The sequence below is a fragment of the Blautia sp. NSJ-140 genome, assembly GCF_022868965.1.
Classification (GTDB): domain Bacteria; phylum Bacillota; class Clostridia; order Lachnospirales; family Lachnospiraceae; genus Blautia_A.
The window spans coordinates 339456-359642 of sequence record NZ_JALIFS010000001.1 but is presented as its reverse complement, the minus strand read 5'-3'; the positions used below and the strand labels follow the sequence as shown (position 1 = coordinate 359642).

Genomic DNA, 20187 nt, shown 5'->3' with positions numbered 1-20187 from the left:
ATAAAGAAGGTTACAACAATGGCTGGCCGGTCATGAACATAAGAAAATGTTATTTAAGCGAATAATAAAAATAAAGGAGAAAACGATCATGAAAAAAGTAGTAGAATTTTTACAGGCAAACCCGGTACAGTACCTGGCAACTGTAGGACGCGATGGAAAGGCGAAATGCCGCCCGTTCATGTTCTGTTTTGAGAAAGACGGAAAGCTCTGGTTCTGCACCAACAACACCAAGGATGTTTACAAGGATATCCTGGCTAACCCGGAGATCGAGATTTCCGTATCCAGTCCTGAGTATGCATGGATCCGTCTTCACGGAAAGGCTGTTTTTGAGGACAACCATGAAGTAAAGGTATCCTGCATGGAGAATCCTATTGTCAAAGGTCAGTATGAGACTGCTGAGAACCCGATCTTTGAGGTATTCTACCTTGAGAACCCACATGGTCTGATCGCAGACTTCTCCGGAAACCCGCCATATGAATTCTAATTGAATCAACACCCAATTGATTCTATGTCATAACAGACTCCCGATAGCACCAAGGCAAATTCCTGCATTCATTTCTCATTCAATGGACGCAGGAATTTCCTGGTTACTGTTCACTCTGTGAACAGTAACATTTCCAATACATAAAAAGCGGACATTTACAACAGATACATTTCACAGGAACTGCATGGAGGTCTGTCCTTTCGGAGCAGTGGAAAGAAGGTAAGCTATGGAAATCCGTAAACATCTTCATATCGTAAGGAGGCAGAAAAAAGTGGACTGGACACAGTTTTTATGCGGGATACCCGAAAGAGATTATATATTTCAGAAGGAGCCCTATGAGGAACAGATCACACAGGCTTCGGCATATCTGAAGGAAGCAGATCATGTGCTGATCGGAGCAGGTGCCGGCCTTTCTGCAGCGGCCGGTCTTACCTACAGCGGGAAACGTTTTCAGGAAAATTTCAGCGATTTTATAAAAAAATACGGGCTGCAGGATATGTATTCTGCCGGTTTTTATCCATTTCAGACAGAGGAAGAGCGCTGGGGTTACTGGTGCAGACATTCTTATGTAAACCGTATCAAACCACCGGCTTTGCCACTGTATCAGCAGCTTTTTGACCTGGTGAAAGAAAAAGACTATTTTGTGCTGACCACCAATGTGGATCACCAGTTTCAGAAAGCCGGATTTTTGGAAGAGAGGATCTTTGCCACACAGGGAGATTATGGCCGGATCCAGTGCATGAAGGGATGTCATCCCAGGACCTATGATGCCGTTTCCATGTTTGCCCAGATGGTTCAGGCAGAAAAGGACTGTAAGATTCCTTCTTATATGGTGCCGAAATGTCCGGTATGCGGCGGCCCTATGGCTATGAATCTCCGATGCGACCAGTATTTTGTGGAGGATGAGCAGTGGAATGAGGCTGCGGAAAATTATGGAAAGTATCTGAAACAGCTGAAAAAAGGCAAGTCTGTACTGCTGGAGCTGGGCGTTGGTTTTAACACACCATCTATTATTCGCTTTCCTTTTGAAAAAATGGTACGTGAGCACAAAAATACAGAGCTGATCCGCCTGAACAGAGACGAGGCTGTGATACCGGAAAGCTTCGGAGAACGTGGAATCGGAATTAATCGTGACTTGTGCGACAGCTTACGGGATATTACAATAGAAATAAAAAAGATATCCGCAGATCATTTGCAGGACAGCTGATATAAAACCCAACAGAAACCAAAGTGCCCAATGGGAAAAATCTGCGGAAGTATTACAGGCAGGTCAAAACAGAACTGGTAAATAACAGAAGGAGGACATATGGATCAGAAACAGCGTCTTGATTATCTTGTGGAAAAATTCAAAGAAGATTTCGGAGAATACAGGAACCTTAAGGTCTCGGACAACGATGCAGAAAAAAGAAGAATCCTTCGTTCTCTCATGAACATTCGCATGCCCCGGCATATGGATGAAGAAATCCTGAAGGTGCAGGATGAATTCCTGAAGGAAGATGCCAGGGAAAAAGGAATCGTGACACTGAATCAGATCCCGACGGTAAAAGAGGCGTACCACAGTACTGTGCCTTTTGCGGAAAAAATCTCTATCTGGCAGGGCGATATCACCAGACTTCAGGTGGGAGCTATCGTCAATGCAGCCAACTCCCAGATGCTGGGCTGTTTTGTGCCCTGCCACAGATGTATTGACAACGCGATCCATTCGGCTGCGGGAGTGGAGCTTCGTGCAGAGTGCAGCCGCCAGATGAACCAGAAACGGATCCGCTACGGAAGATCCTATGAAGAACCAACCGGCCAGGCCATGGTGACCGGTGGCTATAACCTTCCGGCGGAGCATGTGATCCATACGGTGGGGCCTATTGTTTACTACGAAGTCACGGACAAGTTACGGCAGGATCTGAAAAACTGTTACGAAAGTGTGCTGAACTGCTGCCTGGAAAACAATATCCGGTCCGTAGCGTTCTGCTGTATCTCCACCGGAGAGTTCCATTTTCCCAACAAAGAAGCAGCAGAGATCGCTGTGAACACCACAGAAGCCTTTCTGGAAAAACATGGAGATGCTTTTGACCGGGTGATCTTTAATGTGTTTAAGGATATGGATCTGGAGTATTATAAAAATCAGTTTTAAGTATCCGGTCAGCTCCTGGCTTTATGAAAACAGCCTCGCTGAAGACTGCATATGGTTATGTATGCCACATGCCTTCTGCTGGGCTGTTATTTTATTTTTTAAACAGTTTATCATTACAGAGATCCACAAACAGCTGAGCTGTTCTGGAAAGAGGTCTGTCACTGCGGTAGCACAGGGACAGATGTGAAGAGATCGCAGGTGTGATGGGAATGGCACGCCATGGAGAGTAGCTGGGTCTGGGACCGTTCTCGGGAAGCTGGACGTGAACATCCATCAACAGGGCCACACAGGCCTGATTAGTCACCATGTCCAGAATGGAATCGGTTCTGTGGCTGGTAAAAACGATATTAGGCACAAAATTGGCGTTCTGGCAGGCTATTCTAGCAACACCCTCAAGTTTGCCCCTCACGAAGAGAGCCCTTCAACAACTTTAATTACCCTTTATATTTCCAGCAGATTTTCCAGAGAAAAAATTGATTCCCAATCAAGAAGTTCTTCCATTTTATTAAGATTCTGGTCAGAGTGTTCCAGCTCCCTGGAAAAACGGTAACAGATTGAGACCAGATCTGGAAAGGAAAACTGCTTTTGCTGCAAAAGCCAGGTTCCCATTGCCAGCTCGTGGATCAGGAAGGTGCAGATAACTGCCATTTTTACTTTGGCGAAGATCTGTTCATCATATACGGCCCCGCAGAAATACGTGTAGATCCAATAGAGCAGGAGCTGTTCTTCCTGAATCTTCCAGTCCGGATAAAAGGTTTCGAATTCAAGACAGACATCCTGGTATTGTTGTTCGGTATCACAGGCGGTATATAACGGGGTTAAGGTTTCCAAGAGGTAATCATGCCAGCCAGAGCGGAGAACTTCCATTTGAGGAATGATGGTTTTCCATATGTTTTTTCGCAGGTCAGCAGAAGGCTTTTTGGCAGTGATCCACTTGTGGAGTTTTTTCTGGAAGGAATCTCCGAAAGCAGAATTTTGATGACGACTGCGGATCGTTTCCCATTGAAACAATTTGTTCCGGTCCAGACAGAGCTGAAAATCATGGCCGCAGGCCAGAAGCTTCCGGCGGCGTAACGCACAGGGAACAGAACGGTCCTGGATCACGGAGAAGAGATAGTCTCTGGTGTCCATCAGCGCGGTGAAAAGGAAATAGTCGAAGTCGTCATAAGTCTCTTCTGGAGTTTCCTTTTCCACAGTCCGGAATGTGATTTTTTCTTTGTGGCTGAGAAAGATTCTGGCGGCTTCCGGGCAGGAAAGAGACAGAGACAATTCCCGAAGTCCCTCAAATTCTTCGATATGCCTCGGGTATTTACGGCAGGTATCGCAGAGCATATCTTTGCCCGCTTCGCTGTAGATATCACAGAGATTATCTTCGTTCAAAAATGCACAGCGTTTTTGATAATGACGGAAAGAATGTTCCTTCCAGTCGATGTCATTCAGAAGGCGGTTGCGAAAAGCTCCTTTGCAGTGGCGGTATTTTTTGAGACTGTTTTGATCGATCATGATCTGCCAGCCGGCACAGCAGGTATCCGGACAGCTGCCTGCGATGCAGGAAAATTCATTACAAAAAGTAGGTTTCGTGATTTGCATAATAGTTCTCCCGAAGGTTGTAAATTTTACCTGGAATTATAGCACTGCATAAAAGAAACTACAACAGAAATGAAGCGTGATATCCTGACAGTGTTAAGAATGAGAACTGGAAATTGTCATGTAATCTGATAAGCTTTTCAAGTTAATTAATGTGGGCTAACTGTGTATAGTAAAGTAAGGAATCAAAGAAGCGAGCTTATCATGCCAGATCAGAAAATTGACAATCTTTTAAATCTAGCCCTGGATGCTACAGAAGAGGAACGCCAGAAATCCGGAAATCTGAACACAGGATATGATCCTGCTGGGAAAACCTGGGATGTGATCGTGAAATACACAGGCAGGGAGGAGGAGCTTTCCGGAGAGGGAATACAGGCAGTTCCGCTTCTGGGAAACTATGCAGTTGTTACTTTTCCGGAGCGTGAGATCGACAGCTATTCTGACCGAGAAAATGTGATCTTTATGGAAAAACCAAAACAACTTTATTTTGAAGTGTTTCAGGGAAAAACAGCCAGCTGCATCCAGGCGGTACAGACCGGAGCGGAAGGGTTGACCGGAGAAGGAATCCTTATGGGAATCGTGGATTCCGGTGTTGATTATTTCCACCCTGATTTTCGAAATGAGGATGGAAGCAGCCGGATCCTGTATCTATGGGATCAGGGAATTCCGGGAAAACCACCGGCAGGATATGGGGCAGGAACAGAATATACGAAAGAAGAAATTGATGAGGCGCTTGCACTTGGAGAAAACCAGGGCAGACGCCTTGTTCCGTCTGTGGATATCAGCGGACACGGGACTGCTGTGCTTGGAATCGCAGCCGGAAACGGAAGGGCTTCCGGTGGTGTGAACAGAGGCGTTGCCTATGAAAGTGATCTCCTGGTTGTGAAAATGGGAATTCCAAAGGAGAATTCTTTTCCCAGGACAACGGAACTGATCCAGGGAATCGACTATCTGATGAGGAAGGCGCTGGAACTAAATCGGCCGTTGGTGATCAATCTGAGTTTTGGGAATAATTATGGGTCTCATGAACCTTATAATTAAGGGAAAACATAAGAAAACACTGATATTTCCTGTGTTTTCAGGCAATTCAGTGTTTTACTCGGATTCATGTTTGGTTGTTGTTTGAGTCTTATAATACTCGGTCAGGATCATGTTAATCTGCTGGGAACGTGTACGATAGTTCGCTTTTGCATCCTTATCAATCTCAGCAACCAGTTCTTTGGACAAAGTAGTATAGACCTGAATATTGTTGGAACTGATAGCCATGTGGCACCTCCGATTCAATTTAATAGAATTATTCTATCATACTTCTTCGGGAGGGGCAATGTGAACTGAAAATTGAAGAATTATTGTTACTGTAAAATTGGAACGGTCGTAAAGAAAATCTATGAATAGAGAACGATAAGAAAGGTAGAACAGACAATGAAGAAAACAATTTTTGAAGAGATGGGCGGTACTTATATCAGACATGGGGATTATCTTATCCCTGCTCTTACCTTACCGAAGGAAGAAGAACAAAGGGTTGTCGGTGTATGGGGACAAAGACATTTGCGGTATTTGAAGGAATACCGCAGATTGCTATATCTGAATATGCTTACAAGCGGCAGGCTGAATGGTTATTTGGCTGATATAGAAGAACAGGCACAGGAACGCTTTGAAAGACTTGTAGAACAGATGAAACAGGCACAAGGCATTACAGAACAGCTAAAGGTGGAAAATGTCTTGGAATGGATAGGAAGAATGAACAATATACAAGTATGTGCGAGGGAGATTGTGGATAAAGAGATAATTTATCAAGAATGAAATGTAAGATAAATAGTGTATAAAATGTAGCAGGGCATCATAAGATAAAATTGTAATTGCATTTTCCACATAGTTCGTGTAAAATGTAATTAGAAAAGCTGTGCATCAGCGGTGGGTTGACACCTAAAATCTGATACGTTTTCCGAACGAAGGTGTCGGAGGTTGGCAGGCAACGGAAAAACCTGATATTTTCCAGACGAAGGTGCTGGAGGTTGGCAGACAACGGAAAAATCAACCATGAGAAGGGAATGTTTAGTGCTGCGGCGTGAACATTCCCTTCTCTAAATTTTATGGGATAAGGATTAAGTTATGGACAAAAGACGTGCAATTCAGATTATGACAAAAGCGGCACAACTATATAAAGAACATCTTGAGGATCAGAAGGTTTTGTTCCTATATGGCTTACCGAAAGAGGTGAATAAGCAATTACAGGAAAGTAATAAGATTTTGTCATCTGTACAGGGATATGAAGTTGTTTTCCATAGATACAATTTTTTACATTTGACAGGAGTTCGATTGAATAAAAAAGAGACAGCTTCTGCAATTCATTTTTACCAGAAATGCCTGGATAAGCGATTAACAGAAAATGATTTTGTTTTTGCAAAAGATGGCTCTACGGGGCAAAAATTGGATATATTGGAACGTATGATGCTTATTAAGAAAAACGTAACAATGATAGGAGAATTTACAGATCGAGGACCGAAATTATATACAGAAAAAGCTGCCGGGAATATATGTGGTTGTATTGGCTTCGTAAAAGATAAAAATACGAAATTAAATGTACCGAACACATTGCTGAAAAAGGACATCAGAGATGTAACAGCACAGCCTACATATAAAGTATTTGCTGTAATATCAAAACACTATACAGATGAGAAATATACAAATCTTGTGAAGATGGACAAAAGTATTGATTTGAAAGAGTGTTGTTTCTCAGAAACAATAGAAAATATGATAGATAGAGAAAATCTATAATGAAATATAAAGAAACCATGCTACTGCTTTTTGTAACAGTATCATGGTTTTATTGTTTGTCGTCTATATTTTAAGTTGATTATTACTTTACAAAATTGGCAATGTTATAATTATCATTGATTTTAGAAGAAGGGAGTATCGAGGGAAATTAGTGGAACTGGTTTTGCAAGCATAGCGTTTGGATATCCAAACGCACTTTGGGAGCCCCCCAAACCCCATTTGTTGGCTTTACAAAGTAGGAATTTTTTGCTCAAGATAAAAAGAGAGTGCGTAAGCGGAAAGAAATCAAATTATGCTTACGCACTTTGTGCCTCACTTTTGCTCGGTGGTTAGCAGTTTGTGAATTATTGGGATGAAGCAATATAACTGTTTTGAGAAAACGGGATATTTTTTATATTAGTAGTTTAAACATTATAGTTCTGTGTTGTGCGATTTTTGCCTGGATTGAACAGGATGTTTTTTTTGCAATTCCTGTTTCCTCTGATATTCAAGTTCCCAGGTACGATGAGAGAAGCTATAGGGATCTTCCATATTGAGATCATCCACTTCATGGGTTGCGATATCACGATAGTGATAGTCATAATATTCACCAAAAGTACCTTTGAGCTGCTCAATCAGTTTCTCTCGGAAAGTAGGTCGTATCTGGATTCTGGCATCCAGTAATTCTGTATATTGCTCTGGTTTAGGCCGGAGTTTTTCCTCTTGGAAAGCGACAGCATCTTTTTCAAGCTGCTCTTTGAGAGCCATATCCTGAGAATCGAGAATATCCAGATTCTTATCCATCTGGTCGTATTTTCTGGAAAGGCTCGCCATATCTTTCTCTGTGGAGCATTCAGCCTGAAACAGCAGCTGTTCTTTGGCAGATTTCAGTTCCTCGATTTCTTCTGTTACGGTTGTAAGCTGCTGGTTTAACTTTATATGCTGGAAAGGATTTAGAATACTGGTTTTACTTTTTTGCACATTTAGTTCTTTCTTTTCAGTAACTTTCGCTTTGAGCTTTTTCTTAATGGTATCATATTTATTTAGGATAGGACGAAAATGCTGCATCCAGTCATGGATCACTTCTTTTTGCATTTCATTATGAAGTAAATGATATTGTGTAAAAATCATATGATTGCGGATTGCTTCTAATGTTTCTGCAATTACCGGAATAGATTTTTCGACAGCTTGAACCAATTTTTTTATCTGTGTTTTTAATTCCCGTAGTATTCTGTTATCCGCACGAACCCGACGGTTGATTTCACACCGGTCTGCTATCATGCCTTTCTTTTCCATATTCTGGGCAATGTAGCCTTCGTGGATGGTTGGCTGTTCAGTGATTCCCTGAGCTGCAAAACTGCGGTGATCAATGGCGGCATTTATCTGATTAAGGGCAAGCATTTTATTTACGGCATCTGCCCAGTTTGCTCTCCAGAGGCAGAGCTGTTCCTCACTGTTCCATTGTTCGGAAATCGGGTTTTGTCTGCCATACCGGGTGCTTTTTGGATGTTTGTCGATACGTTCATAACCTTTCTCCTGTGCTGCCGAGGGAGTCAGATATACTTTCTTTTTCCCAGCTTTATAACGATACTGTTTTTCCCAGCCCTCTTTCTGAGCATCCTTAAATTCAGAAGCAGTAAATCCCTTTTCCTCTCCATCTTTGATGCATAGATATTCTTTTTCGGTTTTATACTGCCATGTTCCGTTTTCGTTTAATGGACGGACAGTAAGTAGAATGTGTGCATGGGGATTGTGACCATCTGTATCGTGAATGGCGAAATCGGCACACATTCCCATATCTACAAAATTCTTTTGAATAAAATTCTGAAGAAGAGAAATATTGCTGTCTTTATCCAACTCAATAGGGAGTGCGACAACAAATTCTCTTGCCAGTCGGCTGTCTTTTGTTTTTTCAGCAGCTTCTACAGCATTCCAGAGTTGCTCCCGGTTTTTCCATTTAGGCGGAGCCATAGGGGGAAGCATTACTTCCTGATAGATCAGTCCATGTTTTCGGGTGTAGTCATGCTGGATGCCATCGTAATCATTGTATATGCGGCTACAGCTCATATAAGCAGATGCAGCGACAGCAGACCGCCCGGAACCACGGCTGACGACCTTGGCTTGCATATGATAAATTGCCATATCTGGCACCTCCTTTCGATGTTGCCTGCAACAGCGGATAGCCCTCGGCAGAGCGCACGAGCCCCGTAGGGGATACCACCGCCCGATTTATCGGGTGGTGAGTAAGTGCGCCCTTCGGGAGTAGAACTTGTGTATTTACATTCCTCTTAGCCGGAGCATCAGCTCCCGCTTTAGGGTATCTAAATCCATTTCTTTAATATGTGGAGCAATGCTTTCCAGAATCGCTCCTTCTTGAATCAATCTGCGTGTTCTGGCATTACGTTCCTTTTTACGGTTTCTTGCTTCGATTTCTTCCAGTCTGTGTTTTGCCTGTAAAAGCACTTTTTCTTCTGGTGTCATAATTCTTTTATTTGCCATATCTGGCACCTCCTTTTTATGCCCGTATCCGGGCGATTTAGTTTTAAAATCTTGTGGTTTAGTACTATAGTTTTAGATAACTGACAGTGGCATGTCTCTGGTGATAAATAAGAAAAGAAAGTAGTACTACTGTCAGTGAAAAATAGTTATTGTACGATGCTGCTTTGTTTCAACTCTGGTTTGAAGTGTGATTATCTAACAGAATTTTTTTCGTTTTTTTTAAATTAGCTGTTGCATTGTCCTGACGGATATTCCGGTTATTGATACGGATGGGAACACATCTCTCCAGAATCCGGTCATAAATTCGCTTGTGTGCGATATCAGCGGCGTTATTCAGCTCTGATAAAGTGAGATTGGTTGTTATGATCAGGGGCTTTTTACTGCGGTAACGGCTGTCAATCACATTGAATACCTGTTCCAGTGCAAAGTCAGAGTTCCGTTCAATTCCGAGGTCATCAATGATCAGAAGGCTGTAGCGGTTTAAGCTGTGGATGAACTGATTCCTGTCTTCAAAATGCATTCCGGTAAGGGTATTCAGAATCCGGGAAAAGTTGGTCATCAGTACCGGGACGCCTTTTTCCAGAAGGGCATTGGCAATGCAGCCTGCAAAGAAAGATTTTCCAGTACCGACATCGCCCCAGATGAGAAGTCCGGAAGCGTTTGCTTTCATCTCTTCCCAGTTACTTACATAATTGTGTGCAAGTTTCATTTCCGGATTGCTGCCGTTATCTTTGGCAAAGGTGTAGTCATAAAGTGATTTGTCCTGTAAGCCGCTGGTTTTGAGATGCTCTATTTCCATTTGCTTTTCATGAAGTTTTCTCTGGGCTTCCTCCTGTTCAAAGATCTCCTGCTGGCACTTACAGCGGATGGAAGGAATAAGAACCTTTCCCTGTAATTCATGCCTGCACTGTCTTGGCGTATTGCATTTGGAACAGTAGATCAGGTGATTTGTTTCGTTAAAATATTCATCAGACTGAAGCTCTCTGTTTGGTGTGATAGCTGTTGGTTTTTCTGTAAATGTTGTCATAATGTTTCGTATTCCTCACTTTCATAATTTCGTTGCCGGGAAACAGGATGATCCTGTCTTGCCCAACGGATGATGGTAGCTGCATGGTTTTGGTATTGCTTTCCGGTAGAAGCCATATAACCGGATAAGCGTTCCATATAGTCCTGCCAGTCAGGGATTGTCTGCCGGATATTTTCCAGCTCCGTCTCTGACAGAAAAACATTTTGAAATGTTCCATAGGGTGAGCGTGGCTCTTTACTCCCTCTTATTGTTAAATGGTTCTTTTTTATCTCTTTCTTATTACTGGACAGTTTTCTGTCTGTATCAGGGAAAGAATCCTGTCTGTCAATAGGACAGTTTTCTGTCTGTCTTGAGGAAAGAATTCTGTCTGTATTGCTGAGGGTTTCTTTCGGGATTTTTACATAGATCCGATTAGGGTGTCCGGGTCCCTGCCGTTTTCGGAAGATAAGCTCTTGTTTTTCCAGTACTGCCAGAGCAGTTTTCACCGTCATCTGGCTTTTGTGGAGAACTTCTGCCAGTGCTTCAATCGTAAAGTAGAGGAACACATGACCATTTGTATCTGACCAGCCCTCATTTTTCTGGGAAAGCCTTGCACGGTCGAGCAGGATCATATAAAGCATTTTGGCAGTTTCGTTTATTTCCATGTCCAGAAGAAAACGGGGAAACATCATATAAGATGGCAGGCTTGTGTCTGCTGTCAGAAAGTCCGTCATGTGTTCACCTCCAATCACAATGGTTTATTCTCCAAGAAAATCCCAGTCTATATCACGATCCGGCTGTTCTTTTTCAGGAGCTGGAAAGGGCATCCTGATGGGGGATTCCCTTTCCAACATGCCTGCAGTCAGCCCGGACAGAAAAATCGGCAATGACTGTTTCAGGCTGTGTTCTACTGCTTCTACAATCTGTTTCACAAAAAGTTCTTCCCGTTCCCTTGTTTCCAGATAGGGATCAGCCTGAGTGCGGTAGTAGCGGTCAAAATAATCGACCAGTGCAAGGGAGATTACCTGGCTGTAAGATTTAAAATTCTGTCTGTCCATCGTCTGTAAATATTCCCAGGCTCTCCGCTGCTGGTCTTTGTCCAGATTAAATCGCAGGTTTGTGTTGCGGATATGGTTCTGCATGGCTTATCCCCTCCTTTTCAGGCTCATATAAGCCAGAGATTCATAACCTTTGGCAGTGGCACAGATATCATCAAGGATGGTAACTCGTGATTTGTCATACGCTCCAAAGTTACGGATCAGGCATCCACCGCCTCCGACCACATACAGGCGCATCAGGCCAGGATTGTATTCATATTTGCGGAGCGTGGCAAAAATATCTGTGACATACTGTCTGGCAACAGCAGTAATACAATCCAGATAAGACGCTGAAATGTCAGCGGTTCCAAACCGCAGAATCTGCTCTACGGTAGATTCTTCAATCTTTACTCCGAAGTTGTCCAGAACAGCGTTTTTAGCGGCAATCATGCATTGGTTTACGCCAAACTTTTCTGTCCAGCACCGGCTTTCCTGTGCTTTCTTATTATTGATATACAGAATGTTCATGGTTCCGTTGCCGATATCTGCAAGAAGATTTGTCCCCTTGAAATCTCCAAGTCGGTTTACGATAGCCGGATATCCCTGCGGGTAAAGGCTGCATCCCACAAAACGGAGATGATACTCTTTGCTGTTAAATCGGTAATGGACTTCTGGATTCTGGAGCAGATAGGAACGGAAATCTTCTCTCTGGTTTCTGATCCATGTCAGAGGAAGCCCGGCAGCCAGATGAACGTCTGCTTCACGGATGGAAAAGACATTCAGTTCCCTTGCAATCGCCATGAGAGTTAGAAGATAATATTCTTCGTCCATAGCTTTATCTGGGATAAATTCTTTGTGTCCTTCGCCAATCCGGTAGTAAATGCCGTTATATTCCAGAATATTCCCGGTGAAGATGGGTTCTGTTTCATAGGCTTTGATTCCGGTTGGTGTGACGGTATTTGCTGTTTTCATGTTGCCGTAGCCGTGATCTACAGCAATGATTTTTGTGTTTCTGAGTTCTCGCATAAAAAACACCTCCATTTTCGTATTGATTAATTCAGCAGGCTGTACCGGTGTGGTACTGCTTTGCTGTGAGATAAGCATACGAAAGTTGGAGGAAAAAGACATTGAGGGAAAATTGAGTTGGAATTGAAAAATAGGATATAATTTTGTAAAATAGAGCAATTTCTTTAGTTTTTTATAGCCCTGCATTTTTTTGTTATAAACGTTCATTAAATGTTGACATGTTATTATATAAATGGTAAAATTGTACAATAAAATGTGGAAAGTTGGATGAAATTTATTGAATTATAATAAAACTAATCGTACTTAACTGGCGGCTTATGTATTTGTAGAACTTAGAATAATAGAAAATTTAAAATATTATCAATTTTTACAGCTGTTGCAATGCTTTCAGTAGGAACAACAGTTTTTGCAAGTCCTTAACTGTTGTTTGATAAGGAGTGTAGTTTTATACAAATAGTGATATTATTGCAAAAAACTAGGATTTTATAAAAATAAAAAAATCAAGTCTATAGCTGTTTGAAGTGAGGAGAAAAGCGTATGAGAAATGTGTTGGCAACGGACATAAAAAACAATATTCGAAGCATTCGCTTTATTTTGGGGATTTTTCTAATCGTTTCGGCTACCCTGATGTCTGAGCATGAGATGTTGCAGAAGATCATAAATGCAGGCGGATCTGCAGAAGGACCAGGCTGGTTCGTAGCATACACCTATTGTATGAACAGCGTTAATATGCTTCTGTTTGTTCCCATTGCCGTTGCTTTTGCGGGTGGAGAGAATACGGAGGCTGAGCTGCACAGTCGTTTTTTTCTGTTCAGTTATATCCGTTCAGGGAGAAAACAGTATCTCGTAGGAAAAGCAGCAGGATTGTTGGTCTCCGGAGGTTTGACAGCTTTTTTAGCCATGGTGTTCCTTCTTGTAATCTGTATACTGAGGTTCGGTCAGTATCCTTCTCTGATTGACGGAAATTATGAGATGGCAGTGCTTGTGGGCAGAACGGCGGTAAGCTTTCTGAGATTGTTTTTAAATGGCGCTTTTTGGGCGCTAATTGGCGGTACGTCGGCTGTCATAACAAAAAATCGCTATATGTCCTATGCCGTTCCTTTTATTCTTTATTATGTCCTGACCGTATTTCAGGAGCGTTACTATCAAAAAGCATTCTTTCTGAGTCCCCGCTATTGGGCGGCGTCTATTTACTACAATGATATCTTCTGCATTGCTATATTAGCGGTTGGAAGTTTTTTAACGGCACTGATCTTTATGTGCGCAATAGAAAGAAGGTTGCGGTATGCGTGATATTAAACAGGCTTTTTGGATTGCAGGCCAGAATTTCTATGGATGGAAAAAAAGTCCGAGGATCTGGATGACCTTTATTTTGGCAGCTATATTATGTCTGATGCTGTCGGATCAGATTATTTCCCATGCGATAAAATATGAGACAATCCTTCAGGTATTCGAGCCGTTTATTTGGACATATGGGGATGCATCCTCTGTTATGCTGTCCTCCCTGCTTTTAATCCTGCTCTTTGCGGACATGCCATTTATCAGTCAGGCAACTCCGTATTGGCTTGTACGCACAAAACGGAAGATATGGCTTGCGGGTCAGATTATCTATGTGATCCTGGCGACTGTGATCTATAATATTTTTTTGGCTGTGATGCTTGGAATTATGGGAGCTCCCTTTTCCTTTACGGGAAATGTGTGGAGCGAAACAGCGGCAATGTTGGGCTATGGCGGTGGGGAGAGCATAACCGTTCCTGTTTCCATAAAAACAATGGAAAGCTCAACTCCTTATATGTGCGCAGCAATAGTGTTTGGACTTGTACTTTTATATACTCTTTTTATCGCAGTTCTCATGTTGTTTTTAAATCTGGCTGCGGGAAATATGGCAGGGGTGATCGGTGCTTTTGCAGTCAGTCTGTATGGGCTCCTGCTGAACCCAGATGTTTTCCGGAAACTGTTTCATTTTACAGAAAGTCAGGAATATAGGGCGAACGTGTTCTGCGGCTGGCTGTCTCCGTTGAACCAAGCTACCTTTCCCATGCACAGCTTTGGTTATGATTACCTGCCAGGGATCGGGATGAGCATGTTCATATTTGCAATATTAATCATAGCGCTGATCGGCTTGTCAGCCGTCCGAATTAAGGGCTATAATTTCTCTTTTACGCAGACAAACGAATAAATGGAGGGCAAAATGGAATATGCAATCAGGTTGAAGGGACTGACAAAATCCTTTCAAAAAGAAAAAGTATTAAAGAACATTACCCATGATTTTGAAAAAGGGAAGATTCATGGGATTATGGGGTTTAACGGTTCAGGGAAAACCGTAATGTTTAAATGCATCTGTGGATTTTTACAACCTGAGAGCGGCACAGTGCTCGTAGGGGGAAAACAGATCGGGAAGGAGCTGGACTTTCCAGATTCCGTAGGCATTATCATTGAAAACCCTGGCTTCTTTCTGGATCTCAGCGGTTTTGCGAATTTAAAGAGACTGGCGTCTCTGAAACACCGTATTTCCGATGACGATGTGAGGGCGACGATGCGTGCCCTAGGGCTTGATCCTCTGTCTAAAAAGAAGGTAGGACAGTATTCTCTTGGAATGCGTGAACGTCTTGGTATCGCACAGGCAATCATGGAAGATCCGGAGCTTTTGATATTGGACGAGCCTTTTAATGGTCTGGACAAGCAGGGGGCAGGAGAGGTCTGCGAGCTTTTGCGGGGATTAAAGGAACGAGGGAAGACTATTCTTATCGCAGCACATAACATGCTGGAGATCGAATGGCTCTGCGATACGATCTGTGAGATGGATGCAGGTGTCCTGACGCAGATAAAATAAAAATACGGGGGAACAAGTTATAGTTACTAGTACATAGAACAGACTGCCTTATACATTAAAATAAATAAGGTAGTCTGTTTCTAAAAAATATACGAAAACGTTAATAGTGTCAGGAAGGTATTTATAAGTTAAAGAGTTTATAATTGAAGTTTCGTGAAAAAGCGACAATTCTATAAGATATATGGAGGAAAAATGAAAAAAAGTGTTCTAGCAATTATGGTAGGTGCGTTGTGTATTATTCTTTCCAGCTGTCAGGAAACACCAGAGGAGAGTTCGGTAGTCAGCAAAGTGGATGGGATTAGCGAGGCGGCTGTCTGTGAACCTCTTAAAAAAGGAGAAAAGAGAGAGACAAATGTTCCAACGCATTGGAAATTTGAAGAAAAGAAAAGCAACGACCGTGTGGTTATCCAGGCAGATATTAAGTTGGGCGAACAAAGCATTGGCAATCTTCCAGTCATAGAGATGCAAAATCACGAGTTAACGCAGGAAGAACTGAATGGATTGATTGATTATTTTACGGACGGTGAGGAACTATATATGCCACAGATGGTGACAAAGGATGCGTATCAGGAAGTGTTAGACAGGATTTCCAGCAAGGAAGGAAGTTACTTGCAATCAGCATATTCTACATCGATTGCAGGGATTCAAAACGCAACCCGAGAGGGGATGGAGCTTGCACCGGATGAAGCGTCTGCACCGGAAAAGATGGAGATAAAATTTCAAAAAAAAACAGAGGATCACGGTGTGGAAGCGGCACGGAGTTGGATGAGTACTGAATTGGAAAACACAGATACAGAGGATTATTTTACTGCAGATGTGGGCGAGGACAGGAAGGCATATATAGAAGCAGAGCGGTATAATCAGGAAATTGACAATGACAGTAGTTTTCTCTGGATGGAGGGTTCTAATTTTATAGAAGAAGAAACAATAGAAACTGAGGAAATGCAGAGTGAGTATTACAGTAGCTTTGGCATGGATACCAACGGCTATACAGAGAAATTTCATGAACTGGCAGATGCGTATCGAAAGTGCATGGACAAGATCACCTTTACAGAGGAAGATGGAAAGGAACAGGCAGAACAAGTTTTAGAGGATTTAGGTATCGATGGAATGGGCCTTGTAGATTCTGATCGTACCGTGTGGTTCCCGAATGGCGCATGTTCAGAGCGCAATGGTCTGGGACTTGGTAGTGATGCTTTGTGGCAGGGAGATCTGGATAGAGGATTACCGGGATATCTGTATTGTTTTTCGAAAAGTGTAGAGGGTATTACTTCAGTTCCTGATGGCGTGGTTGCGGAAGAAACAGTGGATAGTTATGTGCCTCCGTTCCAGGTAGAAACAATCTCTATTCTGATAACAGAGGAAGGAATTAAATATTTTAAATGGGATGGGATATCGGAAGAAGTCTGTACGGTGACGGAAAATACAAAGCTTCTGCCTTTTGAAAAAATACAGGCAAAGCTGACAGATCAGATTTTTTATTGGTATTCCGGAAAAGGCCAGTCTGCCAACGACACTACCGCACTGGAGTATGATGTGGTAAACGCAAAATTGCAGTATACTTATACCACAGCCTATCAGGAGCCGAAACACGCATGGTTGGTTCCAGCATGGATTTTTACTGTCAGGGAAAGTATTGGTGGAAATTCTCTACAGGAGCTTTCTTATGTGATCAATGCTTATGATGGCAGTGTGATTGGAGAAGCATATTAGGGTTCAGCGACACTTGAATTTTTATTGACCATAGAATTACAAGGTTTATCATGAGAATAATAAATATGCGATATTTGGCTTGGATATATAACAGGTAAGAATAGGAATAGTGCAAATGATTAAGCTCGCATTGATTGATAACGGTATACCTTATCATATGAGAAATAACAGGAATCAAAGGATTGTTCATAAATCTTTTTTGGCTTCTAAATGCGATCCAAGTGAGTATAAAGACGATAAATCATTCCATGGCGCTGTATGCGTCGGAATTATCACAAGCATATGTAGTGATATAGAATTATGGGACTTGAATGTGACTGACTCTGCAGGAACAACACAGATCACAGTTTTGCTGGAAGCTTTGGAATGGTGTATTCAAAATAAAATAAAGTTAATTCACATGAGTCTTGGAACAATCAATTATTTTGATATTAAACCCTTATGGATTCAAATAAAAAGATTACTTGATGCTGATGCGATTATAGTAGCAGCATATCATAACAGAAATATAAAGACTTATCCAGCTGCATATCCAGGTGTTTTTGGTGTCAGGCAGGATCGTTATGGTCTTTTGGGAAATGGTCAAATTCTGTTTCAAGAACAAAAAGGTTATAATATTGAGAATTCTATTATAGCAAATTTTTCGTGGAATGGGATCGTAAATCAAGCCAATAGTTATGCGGCTCCTGTTGTCACTGGACATATTGCTACATATTTAAACAGAAAGCCCACAGCAGGATTTGATGATGTTATGGACTTTTTGATGACTATAGCAACGCATAAATCTGATTATCCGGATATACTAGAAAATGTAATAAGGGATAAAACCAATATAGAGATACCGGTAATTGCCGGTATTGATTTAGATTACGAGGAAATGATACAGCTAAAAGTGATGTTTAGTCAGAACGGTTATTACGCAATAAATCTGCAGAAAAATCCTTTAGATGAAAATGTAATTCCTTTAGAATATTATGACGATTCCAATGAGTCATTGAACGATATCCTTTATACAGTATATATAGCTTATGAACCTGATATTATTCTTTTGAATCAAGAGGAAGAAATATTTGAAAGTAGTAAGGCATCAGATATAGATATGTATATTGTGCGTAAAAATAATATGTATGAATTGTATGCAGAAGATCGAATAGGAATAACTTACAATATAGAGGATATATATGAGCTTGTTTGTCAATATTTTGCTTAACGAATAGTGAGGATGGCAATTGGATATGAGAGAAAATGGGAAAACATGGTATCGAATTTGTAAAATGTTGTGTGAATATAAAAAGTATTTTCCAGGGATTATCTGTTGCCTTTTGGGTTCATCATTCATAACGTTTATACACCCACTGCTTATAAGACAAATAACAGATTGTGGTATATTGCAGAAAAACATGAAATACATTCTTTTATTTTCTGTTATATTAATAATAATTTCTTTAACCCAGCAAGAGTTAAATATAATCCAAACAAAATTATTTTCAAATGTACATAATCAGTTTACACATTCTCTCTATAAAAAGACTTACTGGAAAATCAATAGGATGAAAATACAGTATTTTGCTGAAAGAGGAAGTGCAGAGATTATAAATACAATTGGTATGGATATTGATAATGTGTCATCTGTTGTGGATCAGATTACTCAGTTTTCTATATCATCAATTCTCCAAATAATAGGAGGAGTAGTTGGGCTGTCCTTATTAGACTGGAAATTAGCAATATTGATAGAAGCAATTATTCCACTGAAATTTATAATAGTGTCCTATTGTGCAAACAAGAAACGGGAAGTGTTTGAACAGTGGATTGAGGATAAACGAAAGTTTATGAGTTGGTTTGCCGAGTGTATAAATGGAATTCATGAAATGAAGCTCTGGAATCTGTTTCAGGTAAAAAAATCTCAATTTGAAGGTCTGCAAAAAGATTTGATGGATTCATATAAAAAGAACGCAATGCTAGATGAATATAGTACTGTCAGTGTTGTAGTAATAGACACGGTTGTAAATGCGTTATTATATATATTAAGTGGGCTTTTTATAATAAAAGGAGAATTCACTATAGGCGGAGCATTTGCTTTTATTACATATAGTGCATATGTTGTAAATCCAATTTCAGCATTGATAAACATTAAATATTATTTTGCGCAAATTGAGCCATCGGCAAAACGTCTTTTTGAGTTATGGGGACAACCGGAAGAATTGGAAATGAAATTATGTGAAATGAAACCTGAGAAAATTTATCAAGATAGGGATATGGTTTTTGAAGTAAAAAATCTTGTCTTTGGTTATGAACCAGGACACCCTATTTTAAATGGTATTTCACTATGTGTAAAAAAAGGGGAACGAATTGCGATCGTAGGAGAAAATGGAAGTGGCAAATCAACACTTTTGAACCTTTTGGCGGGATTCTACCGGCCACAAAAAGGAATAATAAAATTGTATGGAGCTCCTGTGGAATTGATGGATATACAAGATATGAGAAATAGAATTGCGGTTATAAGCCAAAGACCATATCTATTCCAAGGGACTATAGAGGAGAATGTTAATATCGATGGAAAGGCGTCAAGAGATGCAGTTGTTGAAGCATGTAGAAAAAGTGGTGCTTTAGGTTTTATTGAAAAATTGGATCATGGATTTGGACAAAAAATTGGACAAGATGGTGCAAAACTTTCTGGAGGAGAAAGACAAAAGATAGCTGTAGCTAGGGCTCTGCTGAAAAATGCAGACATTTTACTTATGGATGAGGCTACAGAAGGATTTGATGTTGAATCAAATGAAGCTTTACGTGAGTTATTACATAGTGAATTAAAAAATAAGACTATCGTTTTTATTACGCATAAGTATAAAGAACTGGAAAGTGTTGATAAAGTATATCGCCTTTCAAAAGGAATTTTAGAATTGGTGCGGAGTTAGAGATATAAATTTCTAATAGAACTGAGCCACTATGCATTTGACATATTGTATCAAACAGTAGGTTGATGACGAGATGATTGTAATGTATCGCAGATTGAACAAGCAGAGGAGCATATTTACAAGTTCTCAGGCATTGATGAAGGCAATATACCTAGACTATAAAAAATTTGAGATAGGAGGAGCGAAAAGTGTCAAAAAAAGA

The 20187-nt window shown here is 41.0% G+C and carries 21 protein-coding genes; 12 read left to right on the top strand and 9 right to left on the bottom strand.

The window, feature by feature from the left end; all coding sequences use genetic code 11:
* Nucleotides 1–88 precede the first annotated feature (88 nt).
* The 3 genes from MUB50_RS01625 to MUB50_RS01615 all read left to right on the top strand — a co-directional run bounded on the left by MUB50_RS01625 (nt 89) and on the right by MUB50_RS01615 (nt 2612).
* Nucleotides 89–484 (top strand): pyridoxamine 5'-phosphate oxidase family protein, encoded by a 396-nt coding sequence (locus tag MUB50_RS01625; protein WP_118512639.1) that lies wholly within the window; start codon nt 89–91, stop codon nt 482–484.
* Between the two features lie 226 nt (nt 485–710).
* Entirely contained in the window at nt 711–1691 is a 981-nt protein-coding gene (locus MUB50_RS01620) for a Sir2 silent information regulator family NAD-dependent deacetylase (protein WP_118512638.1), read from the top strand.
* 99 nt (nt 1692–1790) lie between these two features.
* Nucleotides 1791–2612, top strand: coding sequence for a protein-ADP-ribose hydrolase (locus MUB50_RS01615; RefSeq protein WP_118623298.1), 822 nt, complete (start codon nt 1791–1793; stop codon nt 2610–2612).
* A 91-nt stretch (nt 2613–2703) separates the two neighbouring features.
* Here MUB50_RS01615 and MUB50_RS01610 read toward each other — a convergent pair whose 3' ends face one another.
* The gene (locus MUB50_RS01610; RefSeq protein ID WP_118623300.1) at nt 2704–3021 is read right to left on the bottom strand and encodes a LysR family transcriptional regulator substrate-binding protein; all 318 of its coding nucleotides are present in this window, start codon (nt 3019–3021) and stop codon (nt 2704–2706) included.
* A gap of 32 nt (nt 3022–3053) precedes the next feature.
* On the bottom strand, nt 3054–4202 hold the full coding sequence (fliB, locus tag MUB50_RS01605) for a flagellin lysine-N-methylase (protein ID WP_118623302.1): 1149 nt from the start codon (nt 4200–4202) through the stop codon (nt 3054–3056).
* 201 nt (nt 4203–4403) lie between these two features.
* Here fliB and MUB50_RS01600 point away from each other — a divergent pair, with 201 nt between their 5' ends.
* On the top strand, nt 4404–5240 hold the full coding sequence (locus MUB50_RS01600) for a S8 family serine peptidase (RefSeq protein ID WP_118512634.1): 837 nt from the start codon (nt 4404–4406) through the stop codon (nt 5238–5240).
* A 54-nt stretch (nt 5241–5294) separates the two neighbouring features.
* Here MUB50_RS01600 and MUB50_RS01595 read toward each other — a convergent pair whose 3' ends face one another.
* On the bottom strand, nt 5295–5465 hold the full coding sequence (locus MUB50_RS01595) for a hypothetical protein (RefSeq protein WP_005428285.1): 171 nt from the start codon (nt 5463–5465) through the stop codon (nt 5295–5297).
* A 156-nt stretch (nt 5466–5621) separates the two neighbouring features.
* On the opposite strand from MUB50_RS01595, the gene MUB50_RS01590 reads away from it, so the two are divergent.
* Together MUB50_RS01590 and MUB50_RS01585 are read left to right on the top strand one after the other, a co-directional pair.
* On the top strand, nt 5622–6002 hold the full coding sequence (locus MUB50_RS01590) for a TnpV protein (RefSeq protein ID WP_005428283.1): 381 nt from the start codon (nt 5622–5624) through the stop codon (nt 6000–6002).
* Nucleotides 6003–6311: 309 nt separating this feature from the next.
* On the top strand, nt 6312–6977 hold the full coding sequence (locus MUB50_RS01585; RefSeq protein ID WP_005428282.1) for a PBECR4 domain-containing protein: 666 nt from the start codon (nt 6312–6314) through the stop codon (nt 6975–6977).
* Nucleotides 6978–7388: 411 nt separating this feature from the next.
* Here the strand turns inward: MUB50_RS01585 and mobQ are convergent, their stop codons facing one another.
* From mobQ to MUB50_RS01555, 6 genes are all read right to left on the bottom strand, one after another.
* The gene (gene mobQ, locus MUB50_RS01580) at nt 7389–9098 is read right to left on the bottom strand and encodes a MobQ family relaxase (protein WP_023924145.1); all 1710 of its coding nucleotides are present in this window, start codon (nt 9096–9098) and stop codon (nt 7389–7391) included.
* 135 nt (nt 9099–9233) lie between these two features.
* Nucleotides 9234–9455, bottom strand: coding sequence for a hypothetical protein (locus tag MUB50_RS01575; RefSeq protein WP_005428277.1), 222 nt, complete (start codon nt 9453–9455; stop codon nt 9234–9236).
* A gap of 169 nt (nt 9456–9624) precedes the next feature.
* Entirely contained in the window at nt 9625–10482 is an 858-nt protein-coding gene (locus MUB50_RS01570) for an ATP-binding protein (protein ID WP_005428275.1), read from the bottom strand.
* Complete coding sequence (locus MUB50_RS01565) at nt 10479–11195, bottom strand: replication initiator protein A (RefSeq protein ID WP_005428274.1); 717 nt, start codon at nt 11193–11195, stop codon at nt 10479–10481. Before MUB50_RS01565 ends, MUB50_RS01570 begins: the two co-directional genes overlap by 4 nt.
* Before the next feature lie 24 nt (nt 11196–11219).
* The gene (locus MUB50_RS01560; RefSeq protein WP_005428271.1) at nt 11220–11603 is read right to left on the bottom strand and encodes a hypothetical protein; all 384 of its coding nucleotides are present in this window, start codon (nt 11601–11603) and stop codon (nt 11220–11222) included.
* A gap of 3 nt (nt 11604–11606) precedes the next feature.
* Entirely contained in the window at nt 11607–12524 is a 918-nt protein-coding gene (locus MUB50_RS01555; RefSeq protein ID WP_009245410.1) for a ParM/StbA family protein, read from the bottom strand.
* Between the two features lie 537 nt (nt 12525–13061).
* Between MUB50_RS01555 and MUB50_RS01550 the strand changes: the two genes are divergently transcribed.
* From MUB50_RS01550 to MUB50_RS01525, 6 genes are all read left to right on the top strand, one after another.
* The gene (locus MUB50_RS01550; protein ID WP_005428267.1) at nt 13062–13817 is read left to right on the top strand and encodes a hypothetical protein; all 756 of its coding nucleotides are present in this window, start codon (nt 13062–13064) and stop codon (nt 13815–13817) included.
* Entirely contained in the window at nt 13810–14703 is an 894-nt protein-coding gene (locus tag MUB50_RS01545) for a hypothetical protein (protein ID WP_005428264.1), read from the top strand. Before MUB50_RS01550 ends, MUB50_RS01545 begins: the two co-directional genes overlap by 8 nt.
* Before the next feature lie 12 nt (nt 14704–14715).
* Nucleotides 14716–15357, top strand: coding sequence for an ABC transporter ATP-binding protein (locus MUB50_RS01540; protein WP_009245407.1), 642 nt, complete (start codon nt 14716–14718; stop codon nt 15355–15357).
* Nucleotides 15358–15549: 192 nt separating this feature from the next.
* Complete coding sequence (locus tag MUB50_RS01535) at nt 15550–17070, top strand: DUF6034 family protein (protein WP_005428257.1); 1521 nt, start codon at nt 15550–15552, stop codon at nt 17068–17070.
* A gap of 115 nt (nt 17071–17185) precedes the next feature.
* Nucleotides 17186–18280, top strand: a complete 1095-nt coding sequence (locus tag MUB50_RS01530) for a S8 family serine peptidase (protein WP_009245400.1) — start codon at nt 17186–17188, stop codon at nt 18278–18280.
* Between the two features lie 25 nt (nt 18281–18305).
* Nucleotides 18306–19985, top strand: coding sequence for an ABC transporter ATP-binding protein (locus tag MUB50_RS01525; RefSeq protein WP_005428253.1), 1680 nt, complete (start codon nt 18306–18308; stop codon nt 19983–19985).
* The last annotated feature ends 202 nt before the right edge of the window (nt 19986–20187 follow it).